Source organism: Floccifex sp. (genome assembly GCF_051873555.1).
Taxonomy (GTDB): Bacteria; Bacillota_I; Bacilli_A; order Erysipelotrichales; family Erysipelotrichaceae; genus Floccifex.
Map to the genome: position 1 here is coordinate 1 of NZ_JBJEEY010000174.1, position 24590 is coordinate 24590.

General features: G+C 31.9%; 25 protein-coding genes and 1 riboswitch. Of the genes, 14 read left to right on the top strand and 11 right to left on the bottom strand.

All coding sequences use genetic code 11. The features are described from left to right. The first annotated feature begins 122 nt into the window (after positions 1–122). The 3 genes from ACI32A_RS10235 to ACI32A_RS10245 are packed head-to-tail and all read left to right on the top strand — an operon-like array spanning position 123 to position 2738. On the top strand, positions 123–545 hold the full coding sequence (locus ACI32A_RS10235) for a MarR family winged helix-turn-helix transcriptional regulator (protein WP_439754961.1): 423 nt from the start codon (positions 123–125) through the stop codon (positions 543–545). After that, the gene (locus ACI32A_RS10240; protein WP_439754962.1) at positions 542–1369 is read left to right on the top strand and encodes a DegV family protein; all 828 of its coding nucleotides are present in this window, start codon (positions 542–544) and stop codon (positions 1367–1369) included. The genes ACI32A_RS10235 and ACI32A_RS10240 overlap by 4 nt, the downstream gene beginning before the upstream one ends. Before the next feature lie 34 nt (positions 1370–1403). Beyond that, positions 1404–2738 (top strand): MATE family efflux transporter, encoded by a 1335-nt coding sequence (locus ACI32A_RS10245; protein ID WP_439754963.1) that lies wholly within the window; start codon positions 1404–1406, stop codon positions 2736–2738. Here ACI32A_RS10245 and ACI32A_RS10250 read toward each other — a convergent pair. Together ACI32A_RS10250 and rsmD are read right to left on the bottom strand one after the other, a co-directional pair. Next, complete coding sequence (locus tag ACI32A_RS10250) at positions 2731–3570, bottom strand: YitT family protein (protein WP_439754964.1); 840 nt, start codon at positions 3568–3570, stop codon at positions 2731–2733. The genes ACI32A_RS10245 and ACI32A_RS10250 overlap by 8 nt on opposite strands. Further along, positions 3557–4132, bottom strand: coding sequence for a 16S rRNA (guanine(966)-N(2))-methyltransferase RsmD (gene rsmD, locus ACI32A_RS10255; RefSeq protein ID WP_439754965.1), 576 nt, complete (start codon positions 4130–4132; stop codon positions 3557–3559). Before rsmD ends, ACI32A_RS10250 begins: the two co-directional genes overlap by 14 nt. Before the next feature lie 141 nt (positions 4133–4273). On the opposite strand from rsmD, the gene nagB reads away from it, so the two are divergent. Continuing rightward, a complete protein-coding gene (nagB, locus tag ACI32A_RS10260) occupies positions 4274–5005 on the top strand; it encodes a glucosamine-6-phosphate deaminase (RefSeq protein WP_439754966.1) in 732 nt (243 codons plus the stop codon). A 23-nt stretch (positions 5006–5028) separates the two neighbouring features. Here the strand turns inward: nagB and ACI32A_RS10265 are convergent, their stop codons facing one another. Together ACI32A_RS10265 and ACI32A_RS10270 are read right to left on the bottom strand one after the other, a co-directional pair. Further along, complete coding sequence (locus ACI32A_RS10265; protein ID WP_439754967.1) at positions 5029–5856, bottom strand: Cof-type HAD-IIB family hydrolase; 828 nt, start codon at positions 5854–5856, stop codon at positions 5029–5031. Then, a complete protein-coding gene (locus tag ACI32A_RS10270; protein ID WP_439754968.1) occupies positions 5846–6979 on the bottom strand; it encodes an alanyl-tRNA editing protein in 1134 nt (377 codons plus the stop codon). Before ACI32A_RS10270 ends, ACI32A_RS10265 begins: the two co-directional genes overlap by 11 nt. Positions 6980–7021: 42 nt before the next feature. On the opposite strand from ACI32A_RS10270, the gene ACI32A_RS10275 reads away from it, so the two are divergent. The 8 genes from ACI32A_RS10275 to ACI32A_RS10310 all read left to right on the top strand — a co-directional run bounded on the left by ACI32A_RS10275 (position 7022) and on the right by ACI32A_RS10310 (position 16553). Next, positions 7022–7906: a leucine-rich repeat protein gene (locus tag ACI32A_RS10275; RefSeq protein ID WP_439754969.1), complete on the top strand. Its 885-nt coding sequence runs from the start codon at positions 7022–7024 to the stop codon at positions 7904–7906. Next, entirely contained in the window at positions 7903–9207 is a 1305-nt protein-coding gene (locus tag ACI32A_RS10280) for a vWA domain-containing protein (protein ID WP_439754970.1), read from the top strand. Before ACI32A_RS10275 ends, ACI32A_RS10280 begins: the two co-directional genes overlap by 4 nt. Then, the gene (locus tag ACI32A_RS10285; protein WP_439754971.1) at positions 9204–10676 is read left to right on the top strand and encodes an ATP-binding protein; all 1473 of its coding nucleotides are present in this window, start codon (positions 9204–9206) and stop codon (positions 10674–10676) included. Before ACI32A_RS10280 ends, ACI32A_RS10285 begins: the two co-directional genes overlap by 4 nt. Before the next feature lie 4 nt (positions 10677–10680). Next, positions 10681–11346, top strand: a complete 666-nt coding sequence (locus ACI32A_RS10290) for a response regulator transcription factor (protein WP_439754972.1) — start codon at positions 10681–10683, stop codon at positions 11344–11346. Continuing rightward, the gene (locus ACI32A_RS10295) at positions 11343–12308 is read left to right on the top strand and encodes an ATP-binding protein (protein WP_439754973.1); all 966 of its coding nucleotides are present in this window, start codon (positions 11343–11345) and stop codon (positions 12306–12308) included. Before ACI32A_RS10290 ends, ACI32A_RS10295 begins: the two co-directional genes overlap by 4 nt. A gap of 51 nt (positions 12309–12359) precedes the next feature. Beyond that, positions 12360–13127, top strand: coding sequence for an ABC transporter ATP-binding protein (locus ACI32A_RS10300; RefSeq protein ID WP_439754974.1), 768 nt, complete (start codon positions 12360–12362; stop codon positions 13125–13127). After that, positions 13120–15057, top strand: coding sequence for an ABC transporter permease (locus tag ACI32A_RS10305; protein ID WP_439754975.1), 1938 nt, complete (start codon positions 13120–13122; stop codon positions 15055–15057). Before ACI32A_RS10300 ends, ACI32A_RS10305 begins: the two co-directional genes overlap by 8 nt. 86 nt (positions 15058–15143) lie before the next feature. Continuing rightward, complete coding sequence (locus tag ACI32A_RS10310; RefSeq protein WP_439754976.1) at positions 15144–16553, top strand: amidophosphoribosyltransferase; 1410 nt, start codon at positions 15144–15146, stop codon at positions 16551–16553. Between the two features lie 24 nt (positions 16554–16577). Here the strand turns inward: ACI32A_RS10310 and ACI32A_RS10315 are convergent, their stop codons facing one another. From ACI32A_RS10315 to ACI32A_RS10340, 6 genes are read right to left on the bottom strand one after another with little or no spacing between them, the layout of a single operon-like run. Continuing rightward, positions 16578–17015: a hypothetical protein gene (locus ACI32A_RS10315; RefSeq protein ID WP_439754977.1), complete on the bottom strand. Its 438-nt coding sequence runs from the start codon at positions 17013–17015 to the stop codon at positions 16578–16580. A gap of 4 nt (positions 17016–17019) precedes the next feature. Then, complete coding sequence (locus tag ACI32A_RS10320; protein WP_439754978.1) at positions 17020–17808, bottom strand: glycoside hydrolase family 25 protein; 789 nt, start codon at positions 17806–17808, stop codon at positions 17020–17022. A gap of 46 nt (positions 17809–17854) precedes the next feature. Next, positions 17855–19033 (bottom strand): phosphoribosylaminoimidazolecarboxamide formyltransferase, encoded by a 1179-nt coding sequence (locus ACI32A_RS10325; protein WP_439754979.1) that lies wholly within the window; start codon positions 19031–19033, stop codon positions 17855–17857. Between the two features lie 42 nt (positions 19034–19075). Then, positions 19076–19636 (bottom strand): ECF transporter S component, encoded by a 561-nt coding sequence (locus ACI32A_RS10330; RefSeq protein WP_439754980.1) that lies wholly within the window; start codon positions 19634–19636, stop codon positions 19076–19078. Further along, on the bottom strand, positions 19623–20108 hold the full coding sequence (locus tag ACI32A_RS10335; protein WP_439754981.1) for a pyridoxamine 5'-phosphate oxidase family protein: 486 nt from the start codon (positions 20106–20108) through the stop codon (positions 19623–19625). The genes ACI32A_RS10330 and ACI32A_RS10335 overlap by 14 nt, the downstream gene beginning before the upstream one ends. A gap of 3 nt (positions 20109–20111) precedes the next feature. Beyond that, on the bottom strand, positions 20112–20714 hold the full coding sequence (locus ACI32A_RS10340; RefSeq protein WP_439754982.1) for an ECF transporter S component: 603 nt from the start codon (positions 20712–20714) through the stop codon (positions 20112–20114). 90 nt (positions 20715–20804) lie between these two features. Beyond that, positions 20805–20923, bottom strand: a riboswitch (FMN riboswitch). Positions 20924–21356: 433 nt separating this feature from the next. Here ACI32A_RS10340 and ACI32A_RS10345 point away from each other — a divergent pair. Then, on the top strand, positions 21357–22229 hold the full coding sequence (locus tag ACI32A_RS10345; protein WP_439754983.1) for a glycyl-radical enzyme activating protein: 873 nt from the start codon (positions 21357–21359) through the stop codon (positions 22227–22229). Positions 22230–22284: 55 nt separating this feature from the next. Here ACI32A_RS10345 and ACI32A_RS10350 read toward each other — a convergent pair whose 3' ends face one another. Next, positions 22285–23145 carry a phosphoribosylaminoimidazolesuccinocarboxamide synthase gene (locus tag ACI32A_RS10350; protein WP_439754984.1) on the bottom strand — a complete coding sequence of 287 codons (861 nt, stop codon included), beginning with the start codon at positions 23143–23145 and terminating at the stop codon, positions 22285–22287. 97 nt (positions 23146–23242) lie between these two features. Between ACI32A_RS10350 and rho the strand changes: the two genes are divergently transcribed. Further along, the gene (rho, locus tag ACI32A_RS10355) at positions 23243–24511 is read left to right on the top strand and encodes a transcription termination factor Rho (RefSeq protein WP_439754985.1); all 1269 of its coding nucleotides are present in this window, start codon (positions 23243–23245) and stop codon (positions 24509–24511) included. Positions 24512–24590 lie beyond the last annotated feature (79 nt).

Genomic DNA, 24590 nt, shown 5'->3' on the forward strand with positions numbered 1-24590 from the left:
GATTAGCGCAATTTTTTTTATTTTAGGGTTATTTACTCGTTACAGCCCCTTTTTTTTGTTGACTTTTATTCTTAAATAGTTCACAATATGAACGGTTCATAAAGTGAACTAATGGAGGCGCTATGAACACTTCAGAAGAATTAATTAAAATATGGAATCAATTGTCTTATGTATTAAAACCAAAGCGATTGTTTTCAAAACTTTCTTATAATGAACAAACAATTTGTTCAATATTGATGAATAATAAAGAACACTATACTGCAACGGATTTAATTCAAATGACGGGTTTACTAAAATCTCAAATGAATAAAATCATGTCACAATTAGAAGAAAAAAAAGTAATTGAACGTGTTCGTTTGCAGGAAGATAAACGAAAAATGGTGATTTCACTTACCGATTATGGAAAATCTTTATATTTATCCGAACATCAAATTGTTTTAGAAATTGGAAATCATATTACACATCAACTTGGAAAAGAAAAATCAGAACAATTGGTGTCTTTAATGAAAGAAGCATTAGAAAGTATTGAAGGAGAAAAACTATGACTATAAAAATTATTACAGATTCAGGATGTGATATTACGCAGGCACAAGCTAGAGAAAAAGGAATTGTCGTATTGCCGTTGACAACAATTATTGATGGCATAGAATATCGAGATGGCATCGATATTCAAGTAGAAGAGTTTTATGATAAATTAAAAAACTCACAGATTATGCCAACAACATCACAAGTATCGCCGGGTGCTTTTTTAGATGCATTTGAAGAATACAAAGACCATGATATTTTGTGTTTAACTATTTCATCAAAACTTTCTGGATGTCATCAAAGTGCTTGTTTGGCAGCACAAGGTTTTGATAATGTTCGTGTTGTAGATACATTAAATGTTTCTCTAGGATCTCGTAATTTAATTGATTTAGCGTTGTCTTATATTGAAAAAGGAATGGATATTGAAGAAATTGTGAATCAATTGGAAATCGATAAACAAAATTGTAAAGTATTTGCGTACTTTGATACATTAGAATACTTAAAAAGAGGAGGAAGAATTTCTTCTACTGTAGCAGCTGCTGGCGCAATTTTAAATATCAAGCCTGTTTTAACTTTAAATGAAGGTGAAATTGTAATGGATGGAAAGGCAAGGGGTTTAAAGAAAGCAAGTTCCTATATGGCAAATCGTATCTATGATGAAATTGATTTTTCTAAACCATTGTGCTTGGCTTATTCAGGAATGGATAGAGAAGGTGTTCAATCGTTTTTATCTTCAAATCAAGATATATTGAAATTAAACAATCCGGCAATTTATCAAATTGGACCAACGATTGGAACACATGCCGGAAATGGAGCCGTTGCGATGAGTTATTTCAAGAAGTGAGTTCACTTCTTTTTTTATATGTTATACTTAATCCATGAAAATAGCTCTATCCGATCACTTTACTTATCAAAAACTCATAGCTTTTGTCTTTCCTACAATATGCATGATGATTTTTACTTCCATTTACAGTATTGTGGATGGATTTTTTGTCTCGAATTATGTTGGAAAAACCGCTCTGGCATCTGTAAATTTAATTATGCCTTTTTTGATGATTGTCTCTAGTTTTGGTTTTATGATGGCAACTGGTGCCAATGCGATTATTGGAAAGACTTTAGGAGAAGGAAAGAAAAAAGTGGCCAATGAATATTTTTCTTTTGTGATTTTGTTTATCTTTATCATTGGATTGATTATTTCTATATTAGGCTTTATTTTTATGCCAGTGATTGTTGATTTTTTGAAAGCAACACCACAAATGCGTCCTCTTACCATTTTATATGGACGCATTATGATGATATCTTCACCTTTCTTCATGTTACAGACTTCTTTCCAAACTCTATTTGTGACAGCTGAAAAACCAAAATATGGTTTATATGTTACGATTGGTTCGGGATGCGCCAATATAATTTTTGATTTTTTACTAGTTGGATATTTTCATTTTGGAATTGCAGGGGCCGCCATTGCCAGTGCTTCATGTGAAATCATGGGTGGAAGTCTTCCTGTAGTTTATTTCTTTTCAAAACACAATTCGTCTTTGCTTCATTTTGTGAAACCTAAAATGGAAGGAAACCTGTTAATAAAAGCTATGGCAAATGGATCCAGTGAATTTGTCAGCAATATTTCAAGTTCATTAGTGGCTATGGTTTATAATTTTCAATTGCTTCGATTGGCAGGTCAAAATGGAATTGCTGCGATGGGAGCCATTTTATATGTAAACTTTATTTTTGTAGCCATTTTTATGGGCTATGCCACTGGATGTGCACCTTTATCGAGTTATAATTACGGCGCCCAAAATGAAAAAGAGCTAAAAAATATCTTTAAGAAATCTTGTATCTGTGTGATTTCTCTTGGATTGTTTTTAACTCTTATTTCACTTTGTTTTAATTCTACTTTGATGAAATTATTTGTGGGCTATGACAAAGAATTATATACTATGGCTTGTAAAGCCTTTCGTATTTATTGTTTTCAATATATTTTTACCGGCATTGCCATGTATGGTTCTTCTTTTTTTACATCACTTAATAACGGAAAAATATCGGCTCTTTTATCTTTTTTGAGATGTTTTATCTTCCAAATGGGAAGTTTGTTTCTATTTCCTTATTTATTTGGATTAGATGGAGTCTGGATGGCTTGTATTGTGGCTGAAATATGTATTAGTATATTAACCATTCTTTGTTTATTTCATTATAAAAATCAATACCATTTTATGTAATGGATTTCGCACGATAATTCACTTCAGATACTTTATAAATTGTCACAAACGCTTGTGGATCCATTTTTTGGATGAAATTCATTAACTTTTGATATTCCGATTTATTCACAATCACAATGATTTCGTTTCGCTTTTCCATTGTATAGGCACCATAAGCTTCATAAATAGTAGCACCAGAATGCAGGTCATGTAATACAAATTGACGAATGTCTTCCATATAATCAGAGACAATACAAATCTTTCTTTTTAAATCTTGTTCGAAAATAAACTGATCCAAAACCAGTCCATTTAAGTAAGTTCCTAATACACTGATTACAACAGTTTTGGAGTCATAGGCCAGACAAGAAGAAAGGGCAATAAACATGCCGGAATATGTCATGGCTTTTCCGATGTCCATTCGAAAATATTTATTCATGATTTTGGCAACAATGTCTAAGCCTCCAGAAGAGGCATTCATGTTGAATAAAATACATTGGCCTAAACTAACCACAAAAATATAGGCGGCTACATCTAATATAGGATCTTGTGTTAATGATTGAAAATCGGGGAATATAATTTCATAGATCTTTAAGAAAAAAGGTAATAATAAAGAAGTATAAATCGTTTTCGCTCCAAATTCATTTCCAATTAAAATAAATCCTACAATCAATAAAAGAACATTCAATCCCATGGTAATGGTTGCGATAGAAAAGGGAATAAAATTGGATAAAACAATCGCAAATCCAGAAATACTGCTGACAGAAGCATGACTGGGATATAAAAAGAAAAAGACGGCGCTTGATATAATCAAGGTCGCAATTGTCATTTGTAAAAATTCTTTAATCGTTTTCATTTGTTTCTTTCCTTTGATAATAATGAACCATAGAGATTCCATATTTCTTTTGTTTGATTTTTTCTAGAGACGAAAAAGAATTGGGAAGCTCTTTTTCTTTTTTAGTTCGAATAGCTAAGATTCCATCTTCTTTTAATAAATGTGTTTTAGCCATGGCTTCCATAACAGGAATAAAGATTTCATCCACGGTATAAGGTGGATCTAAATAAATAATATCAAATGGCTGTTTTTTTGAATCTAAGGCAGGTAAAACCTGAAAAATATCGTCTTGAATTACAGAATATAATTCAGAATCAAAGTGACATCCTTTTAAATTGGTTTGAATCGTTTGAATGGCATTTTTATCATTATCAATAAAAACAGTATAAGAAGCATTTCTTGAAATAGCTTCAATTCCCATGCTTCCACTTCCCGCAAAACAATCTAAAAAACGACAGCCATTGACTTTAAATTGCCAACTATTGAATATAGCTTCTTTTATTTGATCAGTTACGGGTCGAGTATGCATCCCTTGAGGGGCAATGAGTTTTTTTCCTCTGGCTTTTCCTGAAATAACGCGCATAAATTTCTCCTTGCTGTACCTTTCATTATACATAAATTTATAAAAAAAGCATCGCAAATTTGTTTCCTAAAAGAAATGAAAAAATACGCGAGTAAATGCATAAGTTGTGGTATGATATGTATACATATAGGAGGAGTACATATGTTAAAAGTAATTCGCGCTCGTGACTACAAAGATATGTCAAGAAAAGCAGCTAATATTATTTCTGCACAAATTATTTTAAAAAATGATTCAGTTTTAGGATTGGCAACAGGATCCACACCAATTGGTATTTATAATACATTGGCTCATTGGTGTGATAAGGGAGATTTGGATTTCTCAAAAGTCAAAACTGTTAACTTAGATGAATATGTTGGATTGCCTGCATATCATGAACAAAGTTATTATTATTTCATGAGAGAAAATTTATTCAAAAGAGTCAATATTGATATCAATAATACGCATTTACCAGATGGTACAGCTGATGATGCACAAGCTGAATGTGAAAGATATCATAATGTGATTGAATCTATGGGTGGAATTGATCTTCAATTATTGGGAATTGGAAACAATGGTCATATTGGATTTAATGAACCTTCTGATATTTTCGAAACAAAAGTTCATAAAGTGGAATTAACAGAAAGTACAATTCAAGCTAACTCTCGTTTATTTGATTCGATTGATGATGTTCCTCGTTATGCTTATACAATGGGAATTGGAGAAATCATGAGTGCTAAACACATCTTGATTGTTGCTTCTGGTAAAGCCAAAGCGCCAATTGTTAAAGAATTAATTGAAGGACCAGTGACTCCAAAAGTACCGGCTTCTATTTTAAAATTCCATGGAAATGTAACTCTAATTGCAGATGAAGATGCAATGAGTCTGGTGAAATAAATCAGGTGCTGTTACGAAATTATTCATTTCGTAACAGCACCTTTTTGATTTCGAATATATTCTAAAGCCTCTTTCACTCCATCATGATCGTTATCGCTTACCACAATATGTGCTTGTTTTTTGATTTCATCACTGCTATTTCCCATCGCAATGGCTAGACCTGCTTTTTGAAATGTTGCCAGGTCGTTGTGATTGTCTCCAATTGAAGCACATTGTTCTCTTTTAATTTGAAGATACTCACACAGTTTTTCCAATCCAATGCCTTTATCCACGCCTTTGGCTGTGCATTCTAAAGCACTGTTTTCAGCTAATGTTAAAGTCATGTCTTCCTTTTTTAGAAAATCAATGGTATTTTGTCTTTCTTTTTTATTTCGATGATATAAATTAATTTTCTGAATTGGTTTTTCCATTTTTTGATATGTTTCTTCCATATGATCCACTAACGTAGAAATGTCTTTATACATAGATTGATATACTCCCATTCCATAAACAGAAGACCTCTCTACTTTTTCTTTTTCCAGGAAACAGTCATAATCTAATATATGCATCATAATATCTTGGCGATGACAAGCTTCAAATATTTTATGAACCAATGAAACAGACATACTCTTTTCATAAATGGTTTTCTTTTCTTTTATATCATAGACCAAAGCTCCATTAGTGGTAATCAAATAACGAACATTGTTTAAATGCTCAAACACGTCATAGCATTCTTTTAAACATCGACCCGTACAAATTACAATTTCCATGTCTTTTTCTTTTTGAATGGCTTCAATAACACCATTAGAAAGCGTTTTATTACTTTGTAGTAATGTTCCATCCATATCAATAGCTACTAGTTTATAATTCATTTTGAAATACCTCTTCAATTTCTTCTTTTGCAGCACAAATGCTACCTTGAATAGAATCTTTATTTCCTCCGCCTTTGACTTTAAAATGTTTCTTTAAAACATTGAGATATTGAATCGCATCGTCATGACTAAATAAAAGAAAACGATAGCCTTCTTCATTTTTAACAAATAAAGCAGCATAAGAATCAACCAGTGCATGGAGTTTTGATACACAATATTTTTGTGTTGCCATATCGATATTGTCTTCAAAAGCTAAAATGGAGGAAGTGGATTGTAAAGAATCAATCCATTGATCTATTTTTTCTTTTTTTAATTTTGAACACTCTTGTTTTAAAGTCTGATTTTCACGATAAAGTCGAAGTACACTGTTATAGGTTTCATTGATATGAGCTTTTAATAAAACAGATGTTTTCTGTGCTTCTTTAAATTTGATTTGATAATCTTGGATGGCTCTTTGACCACATAAAAAATATAAACGAGTGCCTCTTTTAAATTTCATGGCTTTGATGATTTTAAAGACCTGGACTTCAATGGTCGATTTCACATGAGGGGCACAACAAGCACATACATCAATGCCTTTGATTTCGACAATACGAATAGCTTCTTTGATTTCTTTTTTAAAACGATAAGAAATTTCTTCAATATTGTCTGGATATCCATATTGAATTTCAATATTTTGTAAAATTACTTCATTCACTTTTTGTTCCAACAAATTTAATTGATCTTCATTAAATGTTCCGTTATAATCGGCTGTCACTTCATCAATGCCTAAGTGAAAACCAATATTGTCATAGCCAAACAATTGATGAACCAAGCCAGATAAAATGTGTTCACCACTATGGTGTTGCATATTCATATAGCGAAATGAAAAATCAATGGTTCCTTTCACCATTCCTTCTAATTTTTCTTTTGTATAATGATGAATTTGACCATCCTGAATTTGTACATCCAAAACATCTACACCATTTAAAGTTCCTTTGTCACAGCTTTGTCCACCTTCTTCAGGGAAAAATAAAGTCTGATCTAAAAGAATGTCATAGCCTTTGGTACACGATGTACAAGAAAGGACTTGGGCAGTAAATTGTGTTTGATAGGGATAAATATCGTATAGTTTTTTAGTCATAATGTTTTCCTTTTGCTTCTTTAATATATTATAATTATCCACATGGAATATCAAATTTACTATGAAGAAAAACAAGATCATACGCTTATTATTTTAAAAATGATTGGACAAAGTCCTGTTGTATATATTCCATCAATGATTGAAGGAAAAAAGGTCACTGAAATTGGAGCGTATTGTTTTTCAAAAACAGAAATACAAAAGAATTGGAAGCATACAAAAGCCGTTGAAAATGGGACCATTTTATCTTTAAACTATATCGAAGAAGTGTATTGTCCCGATTCTATTACATCGATTCAAGCTTGTGCTTTTTATAATTGCCGAAAATTAAAAGCCATTCATATTCATGAAATTCAAGTACTTTCGCATGACGTATTTATGAATTGTTTATCTTTACATGATATTTATAGTTTTTCTATAGATTCAATGAAACCAATGCTATCGCAAATATCATGGAATATAACAGTTCATACTTCATCTTTTTCGATATTTTTTCCAGAATATTATGAAGTCTATAATGAAATTGGACCTGCTCATATTTTTGGTATTGAAATACAAGGAGAAGGATATCGCATGCGTCAGTGTTTTAAAAATAATTTATTTTTATTTGAAGAATATGATGCTTGTTTTGATAAATTAAAAAAAGAAGAAAAAAAAGAAGTGGCTTGTTTCGTGGCTTATATGCGTTTATTATTTCCAGAAAAAATACATGGAATAAAAGAATATGAAGACTTTATTATAGAAAATCAAGATATTTGTTTATCCTGGATAGATGCTTCGAGTTTTGATCGATTTAAAGATTATTTCAATCAGGATAGTATTTTATCTTTAATGGATACAAAGAAAGAGGATATTGAGTTAATTACCAAATGCATTGCTTATAATCGAATGCGTTTTAAAAAAAATAGATATAATTTCGAGGATTTATGAAACATATACAAACACAAAGAGAATGGGAACAAAATGTTTCTTTTCAAATCATTCAATATATTCAAAGCGAATTGTTTTTGGATTTGCCTTATATGTCCATTCCCATTCATGCACTTGAAATAAAAGACAATGAAAAGATTCATAATTTTGCCACAGATGGAATTTTTTTATACTATTCAATGGAACAAGTCTTACGATTATTTTCCAAAAATCCATTGTATTTAAATCGAAGCTTTTTACATAGTATTCTTCATTGTGTATTTTCACATCTATGGATTTGTAGTAACCGCAATATAGATTTATGGAATCTTGCATGTGATATTTGTGTGGAATATACCATTGATCATATGGAAAAGAAAAGCGTGAAACGAATTTTATCTTGGCTTAGAAAAAATCTATATGACAAATTAGAAAATGAAGCAGGGGTGTCGGCTAGTCAGATTTATTGTTTTTTATTAGACTTAGAGGATTCTCAAATTCAATCTTATGTCAAAGAATTTATTTGTGATGATCATCGGTATTGGCCAAAGACAAAAGAAGAAGCCATGTCACCTTCTTGTCAGTCTGTTCAAAGAAAATGGAATCAAATTGCCAGTGAAGCGTCTTTATCTTCTCTTCAACAAGGAAATCAGGAAAGTGATGTAAAAGGTTCTTTTTCCTGGCAAATTCGTGTGCAAAAGTCTACAAGAAATTATAAAGAGTTTTTAAAGAAGTTTATGGTTATAAAGGAAGAAAGAAAAATTAATGAAGATGAATTTGATTTGTCTTATTATTCATATGGACTTCGTTTATATGAGAATTTGCCTTTAATTGAGCCATTAGAAACCAAAGAAGAAAAGAAAATACAGGAAATTGTGATTGTACTGGATACGTCGTATTCGACGAATGGATTATTACTTGAAAATTTCTTAAAAGAAACCTTTGCGATTTTTCATTCAAATGTATTTTTTTCTAAGAGTTGTATTCATTTAATTCAATGTGACAACCAAATCCAGAAACATGAAAAAATACATAATGAAAAGGAAATGGAAGAAGTATTGAATCATTTTAAAGTACATGGCGGAAATGGAACCGATTTTCGAGTTGTTTTTTCTTATATTGAACAATGCCAAAAAGAAGGAACTTGTAAAGACATAGCTGGGTTATTGTATTTTACAGATGGACTTGGTATCTATCCTAAAAACCGGCCAAAGTATCCATGTGCCTTCTTGTTTTTAGATGACTATGATGAAAAGAAAGTACCTGTCTGGGCTATGCGAATTAAACTAGATCCAGTCGAGTTTATGGGAGAAGTAAAATGAATATTCAACAAGCAAAATTAGAAATAAAACATACGGTACAAGCGTATCTGCAAAAAGATGAAGATGGAAACTATGTCATTCCTTCTATTCGTCAGCGCCCAATTTTATTGATTGGGCCACCGGGAATTGGGAAAACACAGATTATGGAACAAATTGCCAGGGAATGCCAAATTGGATTGGTAAGCTATACCATTACCCATCACACAAGACAAAGTGCCGTTGGTTTGCCTTTTATTTCAAAAGAAGAATTTAATGGAAAAGAATATACAGTCACTGAATATACAATGAGTGAAATTATTGCCAGTATATATCAAAAAATGAAAGATACAGGTGTTAAAGAAGGGATTTTATTTATCGATGAAATCAATTGTGTATCGGAGACTTTAGCACCAACTATGCTGCAGTTTCTACAAGGAAAAACATTTGGAAATCAACCGGTTCCTAAGGGCTGGATTATTGCAGGGGCTGGAAATCCAAGTGAATATAATAAATCGGTTCGTGAATTTGATATGGTGACTTTGGATCGTGTTCGATATTTAGATGTGCAACAAGATTATTATGCCTGGAAAGAATATGCCAGTAATCATGGGATTCATCCTTGTATTTTGGGATACCTGGAATTAAAGCCTTCTCATTTTTATTGCGTAGAAAATGATATAGATGGTTTAAAATTTGTCACGGCTCGTGGATGGGAAGATTTATCGCATTTAATCAAGAGTTATGAATCTTTACATTTTTCAATCACAAAAGATATTATTTATGAATATCTTCATCATGATGAAATCAGTGAAGATATGGCTTCTTATTATTTATTGTTTAAAAAATACCAGGAAAGTTATGGTATTGAAGATATTTTAAATGGAAAAATCACTTCAAAACATTATGCCCGTGTTTTTGATGCAGCTTTTGATGAAAGATTGGCTGTTGTTAATTTATTGTTAGATGGATTGAAACAAAGAGTTGAAAAATTTGATGAAATGCAATCGTTCTTGGATTTCTGGTTTTCTTTTTTAAAGGAATTTAAACAAAAAGAAAATACATTTTCTATGTATCATCAAATGCTTCAAGAAAAAATGAATTTTTTTCAGGTTTCATTTCAACAAGAAAAAATAGATATTCATGAATTGTCTTTAAAAAAGAAGTGGATACAAAGAATGAATGGGTCTTTTTTGAATGAAGATGTTTTTGAAGATGCAAAAAAAGAGTTTAAAAAAGTTCAAAATGAATTTGAAATTCTAGAAAATCAATTACTAGATTCGATTCATTCTTGTTTTGAATTTCTATCCAATGCCTTCAATCAAGGACAAGAAATGGTTGTTTTTGTGACGGGTCTTTCTCTTCATTCTAAGTTAGCTTATTTTTTAGCAGAACATGAAGTAAAAGCTTATGATGAATATAAAGATGTTTTACTTCTTTCAAAAAGAAAACAAGAGTTATTAGACATTCTAAATCATTCGGATGTAGAATAAAGATATGTATAAAGTATTGATTGTAGAAGATGATGTTGTCATTGCAACGAAATTAAAAGAATTTTTAGAGTCCTGGAGTTATGAGGTAAAAATTGTTGAGGATTTCACAAAAGTATTTATTCAATTCTGTACTTGGAATCCGCATTTGGTTTTAATGGATGTAACGCTTCCTTTTTATAATGGCTATTACTGGACACAACAAATTCGGAAACAATCCAATTGTCTAATTTTATTTTTGAGCTCAGCCAGTGACAATATGAATATGGTTATGGCATTGGATCAGGGAGCCGATGATTATATTGTCAAGCCATTTGATTTTCAGTTATTAGCTTATCGCATTAAAGCATTATTGAGACGTTGTTATGATTTTGTGGAATCGAGTGTTTTAGAGCATAAGGGTGTGAGTTTTTCAATGGATCAGTTAATGGTTCGTTATCAAAATCAATCGATTGAATTAACAAAAAATGAGGGGCGTATTTTGTGTTGTTTAATGGAACATAAAAATCAAATTGTGAAGCGGGAAGACTTAATGGAATATTTGTGGAAAACGGATTTTTATGTGGATGAAAATACATTAAATGTGAATGTGAATCGTCTTCGAAAGAAACTGGAAAAAATTAATGTATTTGATTTTATTGTGACAAAAAAGGGATTGGGGTATATGGTATGAAATATCTACAGGATCATTTCTTTGTCTTTTTTGAAATTCTGTTTGGATTGATTATTTTGTTTGTTGTTTTTTATTTATATCGACTTCCATTTGAAGCTTTTATGTATTTGTTTTTGATTTTTTTTATGGAATTGATTTTAGTGGGTATTTATGATTTTTCGAAATATAGAAAAAAAGTAAATGATATTCATCAATTAAAAGATGCAGATACTTTATGCATTCAAAGTGCAACGAATTTAGAAAAAGAGTGTTTGAATTCTTTTTTAGTTCGGGAACAACATTTAAAAAAAGAAAAAGAAGAATTAAAGGAGCAATTAAATGCCATTGAGCAATATTATATGATTTGGACACATCAAATGAAATTGCCCATTGCGGCCATGAAACTGTTATTGGAAAGTGATGAAATTGATAAAGAAGCTTGTAAGTCTCAACTTTTAAGAATGGATCAAAATACAGATATGGTCTTGGCGTTTATTCGAATGAATAGTGAACAAAGTGATTATTTATTTCAGTTTTATGATTTAGATGACATGATTCGACAAGCCATTCGTTATTTTGCCCATGAATGTATTTTGATTAATCTTTCGATGGATTTTGAATCCACACATAAAAGTATTTTAACCGATGAAAAATGGTTTGTGTTTGTGTTGGAACAAATATTATCCAATGCGATTAAGTATTCATTCAAAAATGGATGCATTCATATATATTTTGAAAAAGATTCTTTAGTAATTGAAGATCATGGATGTGGTATAGATGCCAGTGATTTGCCTCGTATCTTTGAAAAAGGTTTTACGGGTTATAATGGTCGAATGGATAAAAAAGCCAGTGGATTGGGTTTGTTTCTTTGTAAAGGTATCTGTGATTCTTTGTCACATCAGATTTCGATTGATTCGAAAGTGAATCAGGGAACAAGAGTCTATATTACATTTTTGTTAGATAGTTGTAAGGAAAATCGATAGTTGAAATAACTATCTTTTTTTAAACTATAGACAAGGGTAAGGAGGCAAATTATGACAATTTTAGAAGCTCGAAATTTAAAAAAAATATATTCTTCTCGTTTTTCAAATGTCAGTGTACAAGCATTGTCGAATGTGAATTTCAGTGTTGAAAAAGGAGAATTTGTAGCCATCATGGGAGAATCTGGCTCAGGAAAGACAACGTTATTGAATTTATTGGCGACTTTGGATAAACCAACAAGTGGGAAAGTCAATTTAAATGGTAAAGATATTACGACTTTATCCAGTAAAGAAGTTGCATCTTTTCGTCGTCACCATTTAGGATTTGTATTTCAGGATTTTAATTTGCTGGATACATTTTCAAATCGAGATAATATCTTACTTCCATTGGTTTTAAACAATGAAAAAATTTCGGATATGGAAACAAAATTAAATGAAGTAGCGACTTCTTTGGGTATTATTTCGTTATTGAATAAGTTTCCCTATGAAATTTCTGGAGGACAAAAACAAAGAGTGGCATTGGCAAGGGCTTTGATTACCCATCCTGAATTGATCTTAGCCGATGAACCAACTGGAGCTCTTGATTCTAAGTCAACGAAAGATTTATTGCATTTATTTACACAGATTCATCAGAATGGTCAAACCATTTTAATGGTTACGCATTCAATTTTGGCTGCCAGCTATGCTTCTCGTGTTTTATTTATTCGAGATGGAATGGTGTTTCATCAAATTTATAAAGCCAATAAATCCAATGAAGAAATGTATCAAAGTATTTCAGATACATTGACTTTAATGAGTACAGGTGGTGGTCTTCGTGTTTAGAAAACTGGCATGGGCCAATATCAAAAACAATAAACGATATTATATTCCTTATATTGTTTCATGTGTCTTTTCCATTGTGATGTTTTATACAGTAACGTCTTTGGCATTGAATCCCAATCTCTATAAAATGCGCGGTGGAATGGATATGCAGCTTATGTTGAGACTGGGAATCTTTGTAGTGGCTTTGTTTTCTATTATTTTTATTTTTTATATCAATAGTTTTTTAATGAAACAAAGAACAAAAGAATTTGGTTTATTCAATATTCTGGGCTTGGAAAAAAAGCATATTGATATCATTGTGTTTTATGAAACCTTCATGACATCTGTTTTTTGTCTGGTGTTAGGCATTGTCTTTGGTGTTTTATTGGATAAAGGCATGTATTTATTGATTTTAAATGTCTTTCATATGGAAATTCAATTTGGTTTTTATATTTCAATTGATGGAATTATATATTCATTGATTTTATTTAGTTGTATTTTTTTGGCCGCGTATTTTTGGAGTGTCATTCGAATTCAGATACTGAATCCAGTGGAATTAATGAGTGAAGGACAAAAAGGACAGAAAGAACCCAAAAATAAATGGATCTTGGCTTTACTGGGATTGATTTGTCTTGGGAGTGGGTATTATCTTGCTTTATGGGTTAAAAATCCATTATCGGCTTTTTTGTTTTTCTTTGTGGCTGTGATTTTAGTTGTGATTGGAACGTATTGTTTATTTACATTTGGAAGCATTACACTATTAAAATTATTAGAAAAAAACAAAACATTTTATTATAAGACGAGACACTTTATTAATATATCGAATATGAAATATCGAATGAATCAAAATGGAGTGGGATTGGCGAATATTTGTATTTTGTCAACCATGATTTTAGTGGCTCTTTCGACTACCATTAGTTTATGGACAGGTTTTCAAGATAATTTAAATCGAAAATTTCCATATGATATTTCCATTCGAGATGACATAAATTATCCAGAGTTAAAAGAAGTTTTATATGAAAATTGTCCTTATATTACAGATATCAATCAAATGCAGTATTTAAGTTTTAGTGCTGAACAAAATCATCAGTCTTTTAATATGGTAATTGATGATAGTACTGTAGATTATGGAAAACTTGTTTATTTGGTTTTTATTGATCAAGACATGTATCATCAGTTTACAGGAAAAGAAGTGAATTTGAAAAAGGGAGAGATTTTACTGCAAGGAAAAGGCAATTTTGATTCCATTCAAGTACAGGATATGTTTTTTAAGGTGAAAGGAAAATGTGAAGAATCATTGTCTTCAATGACAACCATGACTTCAGTGGATTCGTATAGTATTGTCTTAGATTCACAGCAAACTTTACAAGAAGTCTTAAAAATGAATGAGTTGTATTATAAGGATCACGCTTCTAGTTTATCGAATATGGTTTTTCTGAATTTAGAAGAAAATATTAATAAATATGAAGTGGAAATGAATTTATATAGTGTATTAAGTCAAAACGAGGTTTATGTTCAATTTGAGGGAAAAGAAATAGTGGAACAAACGCTTCGTGCTTTCTATGTGGGTTTCTTGTTTATTGGTGTTTTTATCAGTGCTTTATTTATGGTGGCAACTGTTTTAATTATGTACTATAAACAAATTAGTGAAGGTCTACAAGATAAAAATCGTTTTGAAGTGATGCGTAAAGTAGGTTTAGATGAAGAAGATATTAAAAAGACCATTAATTCTCAGATTTTAATGTTGTTTTTCTTGCCACTAGTTATGACAGGACTTCACTTGGCTTTTGCTTTTCCAATGATCAGTAAGTTATTGATTTTAATGCAGATGAATAATACAGAATTATATATTCAAGTGACATTGATTACGTTTTGTATTTTTAGTCTGGTTTATATTTTCATGTATATTCAAACATCTAGAGTCTATTATCGTATTGTTCATCAGGAGTAGAATTTCTGCTCCTTTTTTTTAAAAAAAGAATGTGTATTGCGATAAAATGAGTATAATATAACTGTTAAACACAAGGGAGGAACAATATGAGTGGTTTTTTTGGAGTGGCTTCAAAAGAGAGTTGTTTATTTGATTTGTATTTTGGAACCGATTATCATTCACATTTAGGTACTAGACGTGCTGGATTGGCTACATATGGAGAAAATGGATTTAGAAAGTCAATTCATAACATTGAGAATTCACCTTTTCGTACGAAGTTTGAACATGATTTAGATGGATTGGAAGGGAAAATGGGAATTGGGTGTATTTCTGATTTTGAAGCACAACCAATTTTGATTCGTTCGATTCATGGAACATATGCGATTACGACAACGAGTAAAATTAATAATGCGAAAGAAATTACAGAGGAAATATTAAAAAACAAGGCGCATTTCTTTGAAATGAGCAATGGAGAAATTAATTCCACGGAATTAGTGGCGGCTTTAATTAATCAAAAAGAAAATTTGATTGAAGGAATTCAATATGCTTTAGATACAATTGATGGATCTTTATCATTGATGTTGCTGACACCAAAAGGAATTTATGCGGCACGTGATAAAATGGGTCGTACACCAGTGATTCTTGGAAAGAAAGAGGATTCTCGATGTGCTACATTTGAAAGTTTTGCGTTTTTAAATTTAGGCTATGAATTGGATCGTGAATTAGGTCCTGGAGAAATTGTTTTCTTTAATGAAAAGGAATGTCGTACTTTAGTGCAGCCAGGAAAAGACATGAAAATTTGTACGTTCCTCTGGGTATATTATGGATATCCTTCCGCTACTTATGAAGGCGTTAACGTAGAAGAAATGCGCTATAATTGTGGTAAATTACTGGCTCGACGCGACAAAGGACTGGATGTGGATGTGATTGCTGGGGTTCCAGATTCTGGAACAGCTCATGCGGTTGGGTATGCCAATGAAATTGGAATACCATTTTCAAGACCATTTATCAAATATACACCAACTTGGCCTCGTTCTTTTATGCCAACAATTCAAACAAAACGTAATTTAATTGCGAAAATGAAATTGATTCCCGTGCATGAATTAATTGAAGGGAAGAAATTATTATTGATTGATGATTCCATTGTTCGTGGAACACAGTTAAGAGAAACAACAGAATTTTTATATGAAAGTGGAGCTAAGGAAGTGCATATTCGTCCAGCTTGTCCGCCTTTATTATTTGGTTGTAAATACTTGAATTTTTCTCGTTCGAATTCAGAAATGGAATTGATTACGCGTCGTGTGATTAATGAAATTGAGGGAGAAGAAAATGTCACAATGGAGTTGTTGCAGGAATATGCTAATCCAGATAGTGAAAAATATCAATTAATGATTGATAAGATTTGTGAAAAATTGAAATTCACTTCGCTTCGTTATCATCGATTGGATGATATGCTGGATTCTGTGGGTATTGATCATTGTAAATTGTGTACATATTGCTGGAATGGAAAAGAATAAAGAACGCTTAGATGCGTTCTTTTTTTAGATTAGAGGTTGAACAAAAAGTTGAATAAGAACAAAAAAGGATAGAATCGCAATGATAATAGAAGGAACTAAAGATTTTGATTGTTCTCTTTGAGATAGTTCACTTTCTATTCTGGCATGTTTTGGATTGTTTTCCTGATAATAAATTATGACTTGTTCAGGAATTTGTGTACTTTGGTCACATGTATTAATTTCATAGAAGCAAGGACAAATATATGTTTTTTGTTTTACTTGAAATTGATAAGTGGCTTTATAAACAGTATAAGTTTCTTGTTCTTTTAGTATATGTTTTTTGATAGTAACAGTTTTGAGTGTTCCTTTCGTTTGAAATTGAGAAGGAATTTCTTTTTCATTTTTTTCTTCTTGTTTTGATAAAACAATTAAGCTGGCAATAAAAATACCAAAACTGATAAAAAATATAAATACGATTTTCATAGTTTTATTCCAAATATAAGTTTAAATCAACATTCGTTGCAATGCCATCAATTTGACCAGAATTTGAGTATTGCCACATTTTAAAGTGAACGCTTAAATCTGGTTTTTCAATATAAGCAGCATACCAAATGTCTTGTTTCTTGATTTGATCTAAATCCAATTCATTTTCAAGCCAGTGTTTATTTCCATAAATCATGGAATCATAGCCTGCTTTTTCAATTTGTGAACAAAATTCCAACGCAAAATTTGTTCTTTGTTCTTTTGTTAATTCTGAAATGCGATCATCTTTTTGATAGCTTTCCATGTCATAACAAACAGGAAATTGAAGTGGATAGTCTTTAATTAAGTTTAAAACAAATTCAACTTCTTCTTGAATTTCTTTTTCACTGATGGCAGTGCTATAAAAATAAACGCCGACTTCAATGTCATTTTCTAAAGCACCTTCTATATTTTGTTTAAAAGTAGAGTCTTCATATAAAATGCCTTCTGTAGCACCTCGATATCCACAACGAATAATCGCAAAGTCAATTCCACTTTCTTTTACTTTTGCCCAGTCAATGTCTCTTTGAAACGAAGAAACGTCAATACCTGTTTTTGTGGTATAGAGATTGTTGTCTAATGTCATATAACCGTTTTCATTGATTTGAAAAGAATCAGGATTTAAAATAACTGTATTTTTTGTGATGAATCGATAAAGGCCAAAGGCAATAAAAACAAGGAGCCATAAAATCAATAAAAAACCTAAAATAAGAATGAGATATCGATGCCATAGAATTTTTCTTTTCTTTTTCATAATTATAATTCTAACAAAAATAAAAAGATTATCAATGAAGATAATCTTAGTGATGGAATAAACGAATTTTTGTGAATGCCATTGCCATTCCATATTTATTGCAGACTTCAATGACATTGTCATCACGAACCGATCCACCAGGTTGGGCAATGTATTTAACACCGGATTTATGGGCTCTTTCAATGTTGTCTCCAAATGGGAAGAAAGCATCCGATCCTAAAGCTACATCCTGCATTTGATCTAACCATGCTCGTTTTTCTTCTTTTGTGAAAACAGCTGGTTTTTCTGTAAAGACTTTTTCCCATTGTCCATCGGCTAATACATCCATATATTCTTCACCAATATAGACATCAATGGCATTGTCTCGATCTGCACGACGAATCTTTTCTTTAAAAGGAAGATTCAATACTTGAGGCGCCTGGCGAAGGAACCAGTTATCGGCTTTTTGTCCAGCTAAACGTGTACAGTGAACACGAGATTGTTGTCCGGCTCCAATTCCAATGGCTTGTCCATCTTTGGCATAACAAACTGAATTAGATTGTGTATATTTTAATGTGATTAGAGCAATCATTAAATCGATTTTTGCGGATTCTGGAATGTCTTTGTTGTCAGTCACAACATCGTTTAACAGGTCTTTATTGATTTCAAGGTTGTTACGTCCTTGTTCAAATGTGATTCCAAATACTTCTTTATGTTCTAATGGTTCAGGAACATAGTTTTCATCAATTTGAAGAATACAATAGTTTCCGTTTTTCTTTTGTTTTAAGATTTCTAAAGCTTCTGGGCTATAGCCAGGAGCAATCACTCCATCGGAAACTTCTCTTTTAATCAACAATGCCGTTGATTCGTCACATGGATCCGATAATGAAATAAAGTCTCCAAAGGAAGACATACGATCGGCTCCACGAGCACGTGCATAGGCACAAGCTAAAGGTGATAAATCTTTTAAGTCATCTACCCAATAAATTTTCTTTAAAACATCACTCATTTCCAGTCCAACAGCAGCTCCTGCTGGTGATACGTGTTTAAAAGAAGTGGCAGCAGGAAGTCCAGTAGCTTGTTTTAATTCCTTAACAAGTTGCCATCCATTTAATCCGTCTAATAAATTAATATAACCTGGTTTTCCATTTAATACAGTAATTGGTAATTCATTTCCATCGTTCATATAAACTCTAGATGGTTTTTGATTTGGATTGCATCCATATTTTAATTGCAGTTCTTTCATGTCAGTCTCCTTTACGCAAGGAAATTATAAACCAATTTCTTTTTAAAGTCGAATTGAAAAGCGGATTCGATGATAAATCCAGTGAAAGATGAATAAATTCAATAGAAATTTCAGAAAAGTAAAGGGGACATTAAAAATTAAAAGTGCTTGTGAAATGGAGTGAATCGATGGAAGAATGAGTTGGTACATCGATAAAATGGAGGAAGAAGTGAATCCGATTTTATAATATAAGGGATAAATGATCCATAAATTGGAAAAATAGCTCATCATACAAACAAAAACAATACCAGAAATAATGGCTCCTTTTTTTGAACGGGAATAAAGAGCTCCGTATACAAGTAGAAACGAAGCTCCTAAAATAAAATTTGAAAATTCCCCAATCCATCCACTTTGTGAAATCAATAAATGCAGGATGTTCTTACAAAAACAGACTAAGATTCCCAGAAAGGGTCCATAAAGTGTTGTGACAATGATTTGAGGAACATCCGAAAAATCGAATTTTAAAAAAGATGGTACAAAAGGAATTGAAATTTCCATGTATTGTAAAAGAATCGCAAGGGCTAAGCAAAAAGCAGCGAATGTGATTTTTTTATTGTTGATCATATTGTTTTACTTTTATTTCCTTTGATTCAAAATCAATAAAAATCTGATATGCATAGTTATCGGAGCTTGTATCCCAGATTTCTACGAATTTTGGATTCACTTCAATTATAATTTCACTGTCTTCATGGGAATATTTATTATAGCTTCCCCATAAATATTTTTTATAAAGTGTTTCAAATTTACGATCAGGTTCATCGACAACAAGCCCTTTGTTTTCACAAATACCTTCAATTTGTACGCCGCTCCAGCAAAGCGCAACTCTTGGATTTTGAAATAATTGCTGAGTTTTACGAAAGTTTTTATCGGTTTTAAAATATACTTTATTGTCATAGAATAAACAAGATACGTTTCGGACCATTGGATAATTATCAACACAACTAGCCAATGCCATGATTTTCCAGTCGCCTAATTTTTCAAACATAATGTTGACGGCTTGTTCAAATGTTAAGTTTTTATCGATACTAAATTGCATATATTACTCCTGTATAAAATGTTTAATGGGTTTTGATATTTTTTTATATAAAAAGAAACAAAGAATGCTGGTAGTGATTCGAGATATAAAGTTAAAGGGAATCACAGAGAAAGCCACAAAAGTGAGTTTATTGGCAATCAGTGGATTGACTGCAGCACAAATAGCTAAAATCTGATCCCAGCTCATGCCGTATAAATAAATATAGGCTGGAAAGATTAAATATAGGTTTGTGAATATCGCAATGATAATACTTAAAATTGTTCCTATGCTTAGTCCTATAATAGCACCTTTTTTTGTTCGGTGTTTGCGATAATATAGAATGGCAGGTAGTACATAGGCACAGCTTAATAAAAAGTTTTGGATTTCACCTGTAAACATGGAAGAGGTTCCTTTAAAGGCCAAAATCAATCCCAGTTTAATGACAATGATTTCAATGGCACCAATGGGTCCTAAAATAAATCCGCCAATGATTTCTGGTAAAGCAGAAAAGTCAAAATTCGCAAATGGTGATAGAACGGGAACGTTAAAGCTAAAGAATTGCAGTACAAAGGCAACAGCTCCCATAATGGCGGCCATAGTAATGACACGTACTTTTGATGTTTTCATTTTATTCCTCCTTGATTTCGAAAAGCTAATGGACGCCTTAGAAATTAAAAAAGTGTGCTAAAAAGGGGCACACTTAAAAATCAGAAGAATATCTGTCTTTTCTCATCCGGACTATAACCGTCGGTTTCTGAATTTCACAGAATCGGCCTTAAAAAAGGTTCATGGACTATACCATCGGTAGAGAATTTCACTCTGCCCCAAAGACGTTTGATTAACTTTACATTTGTTAGTGTAAAACAAAGTTATAAAATTGTCAATGATGACAAAATCAAGACTGAGTATTCCATTTTTGTTTGTTTTTGTGTTTTTATGTTTATAATGAAGGTACAAAACAACAAAAAACAGAAAGAAGGGAAAGAAGATGGTTCCACCATAATAGGAAAGAGGATATCGCAAAATAAATGGAATAAAAAATATTGAAAATGAAAAATCTTATGTAAAGTGAACAAATCACAAAATAATATAAAAATTCCAAAAATAATAAATAATAATACAATTGAATATGACAAGGAAAAGGGTCCTTGTCTTTTTATTTGAATATCTGCGATTATGAGATACAGTATCAGAAAATGGAATTCAGAGATGGAATAGTTGTTCAATTTAATGGATGCATATATAAAATAAAATGTTATAATTTTTCATATGAATGGTTTAGTTGGAAAGATACAGAGGTTTTCTACAAAAGATGGGCCTGGAATTCGTACAACTGTATTTATGGTGGGTTGTAATTTAAGATGTAAATGGTGTGCCAATCCAGAGTGGATGTTACCTGGAAAGAAAACGTTGTATCATAAAGAAAAGTGTAAACATTGCGGGTGTTGTTTATCCTATGAAGGCATTCACATTCAAGAAGTGGGTGTACAAATTGATCGAAGTGTTTGTAGATCTTTACATGAACTTGAAAATATTTGTCCCTTTGATGCGTATGAAAACATTGGACAAGAAATGAGTGCACAGGAATTAGTGGATGAATTATTAAAGGATATAGATTTTTTTAAACAAAGTCATGGCGGTGTCACTTTTTCGGGAGGAGATCCTTTATTGCAGGCTGATTTTGTTTTGGAATGTACAAAGCTTTTACATGAACATCATATCCATGTTTGTCTGGATACAGCAGGGGCTTGTCAGTATCATGAAGTTTTAGATGAAGTGGATTTGATTTTATTGGATATTAAGGCATTTGATGCACAAATGCATAAAGAATGTACAGGAATAGATAATCAATTGATTTTAGAAAACGCGAAAAAGATTAAAAAGCCAATGATTATTCGAATGATTCTTGTACCGGATTGCAACGATGATTTAATGGATATTCAAAAGCGAATTGATTTTGTGAAAAATACGTCTTGTATTCAAATTGATTTTTTGAAATATCATATTTTAGGTGTTTCAAAATATGAGCAACTTGGTTTAGTATATCCTTGTCATACAAAAGAATTGAATGATAATATCCTTCAGGAAGCAATACATTATGCACAAAAACAAAACATAAAAACAACAATAGGTGGATCGTAAGAATCCATTTTTAATTGTAAAAAAAGCTTTTGAATGAAATCAAAAGCTTTGTATTTTATAGTTCTTTTCCTGTTAACAATTGATAGGCTTGTAGATATTTTTCAATTGTTTTTTGTGTGATATCTTCTGGTAAAGTCCAGTCATTTCCTGGATTGGCTTTTAGCCAGTCACGGGCAAATTGTTTATCAAAAGAAGGTTGAGATTGACCTGGTTGATATCCTTGTGCTGGCCAGAAACGAGATGAATCAGGTGTTAACATTTCATCTCCTAAAACCAGATTTCCATTTTCATCCAATCCAAATTCAAATTTTGTATCGGCAATGATGATTCCACGACTCAATGCATAATCTGCACATTTTTTATATAAAGCAAGAGTGGCTTCTTTTAATTGTGTCGCATAGAATTCCCCTTTTCCTGGGAAATATTTTTCCAAGTGAGCTATGCTTTGTTCAAAAGAAATATTTTCATCGTGATCTCCGATTTCAGCTTTTGTACTTGGTGTATAAATTGGCTCAGGTAATTTTTGTGATTCTTGTAATCCTTCAGGTAGTTTGATACCACATACAGTTCCATCTTTTTGATAGCTGGCCCATCCACTTCCTGTAATATATCCACGTACGATGCATTCAATTGGCAACATTTCCAGTTTTTTACACATCATAGAATTTCCATCAAATTTTTCTTGTTGGAAAAATTCAGGCATATCTTTTACATCGACACTAATCATGTGATTTGGAATGATATCTTTAGTCATGTCAAACCAAAATTTTGACATTTGTGTTAATACAGTTCCTTTTTTCTTGATATTGTTGTGTAAAATGACATCAAAGCAGCTAATACGATCGGTAGCAACCATAATTAAGCTATCGCCATTGTCATAAATTTCACGTACTTTTCCTTCTTTAATTGGTTTCATGTATTGATTTCCTCCCATACCGTATTTATTATATAAGAAATTAGTAAAAAAAGTTACAAAAAAAGTGTAAAATAAAAAAGAATATGAGAGGGACACTATGAATCGAGAAGAATTAGAAGCAACTTCATTGGTGGAGTTGCGAATTCAGGCAAAAGAAAAAGGCATTAAAAATGTTTCTGCGATGCGTAAAGCAGAAGTAATAGATATTTTATTGTCATTGGATTCCAAAGAAAAAGAAGACAATGAATCCATGGCTTATGGAATTTTAGAAGTCATGGACGGATATGGATTTATTCGTTGTGATAATTATTTGACAGGGGAAAACGATGTCTATGTATCGGCTTCACAAATTCGTCGTTTTCGTTTAAAAACGGGGGATATGTTGTTAGGAAAGATGCGTGAAAAAAGTGCAACTGAAAAATATGGAGCGCTTTTACGAATTAATTCCGTGAATGGTATTGACCCAGAAATTGCCAAAAATCGACGGGCTTTTGAAGATTTAACGCCTATTTTTCCCAATGAAAGAATTAAATGCGATGTCAGTCAGAAAATGTCTATGCGTATTTTAGATTTACTGGCACCTATTGGAAAAGGACAAAGAGGAATGATTGTTTCGCCTCCAAAAGCTGGTAAAACAACGTTATTAAAGGATGTGGCTTTAAGTGTTCAGAAATCAAATCCAGAAATGCATTTAATTATTTTATTGATTGATGAGCGTCCAGAAGAAGTGACGGATATTAAAGAAACGGTTATGGGAAAAAATGTAGAAGTGATTTATTCAACTTTTGATGAACAACCAGAGCGTCATAAAAAAGTATCGGAAATGGTTATTGAACGAGCAAAGAGACTCGTAGAAATGGGACAAGATGTCATGATTTTACTGGATTCGATTACGCGTTTAGCTCGTGCTTATAATTTAACGGTAACAGGAAGTGGAAGAACATTAAGTGGTGGATTGGATCCAGCTTCTTTATATATGCCTAAGCGATTCTTTGGAGCAGCTCGTAACACAAGAGAACAAGGAAGTTTAACAATATTGGCGACGGCTTTAGTGGATACAGGGTCTAAAATGGATGATGTTGTCTATGAAGAATTCAAGGGAACAGGGAATATGGAACTGGTCTTGAGTCGTAAGTTACAGGAAAGAAGAGTGTTCCCGGCTATTGATGTTGTTAAATCGAGTACGCGAAGAGAGGATCTTCTATTAACTAAAGAAGAATTAGAAGCGATTACGATCATTCGAAAGAGTTTAAATGGTTTAAGACAAGAAGAAGCAATTGAGAATTTAATTGATTTATTTGCACGGACTCGAAGCAATGAGGAACTGGTTTCGTTTATTCGCTATAAAAATTCATTAACAATTTAAGGACGATGGGATATCGTCCTTTTATGTACGACAGGCAGTCGTGCTTATAGTTGATAGTAGCTTACTAACTATCAACTGT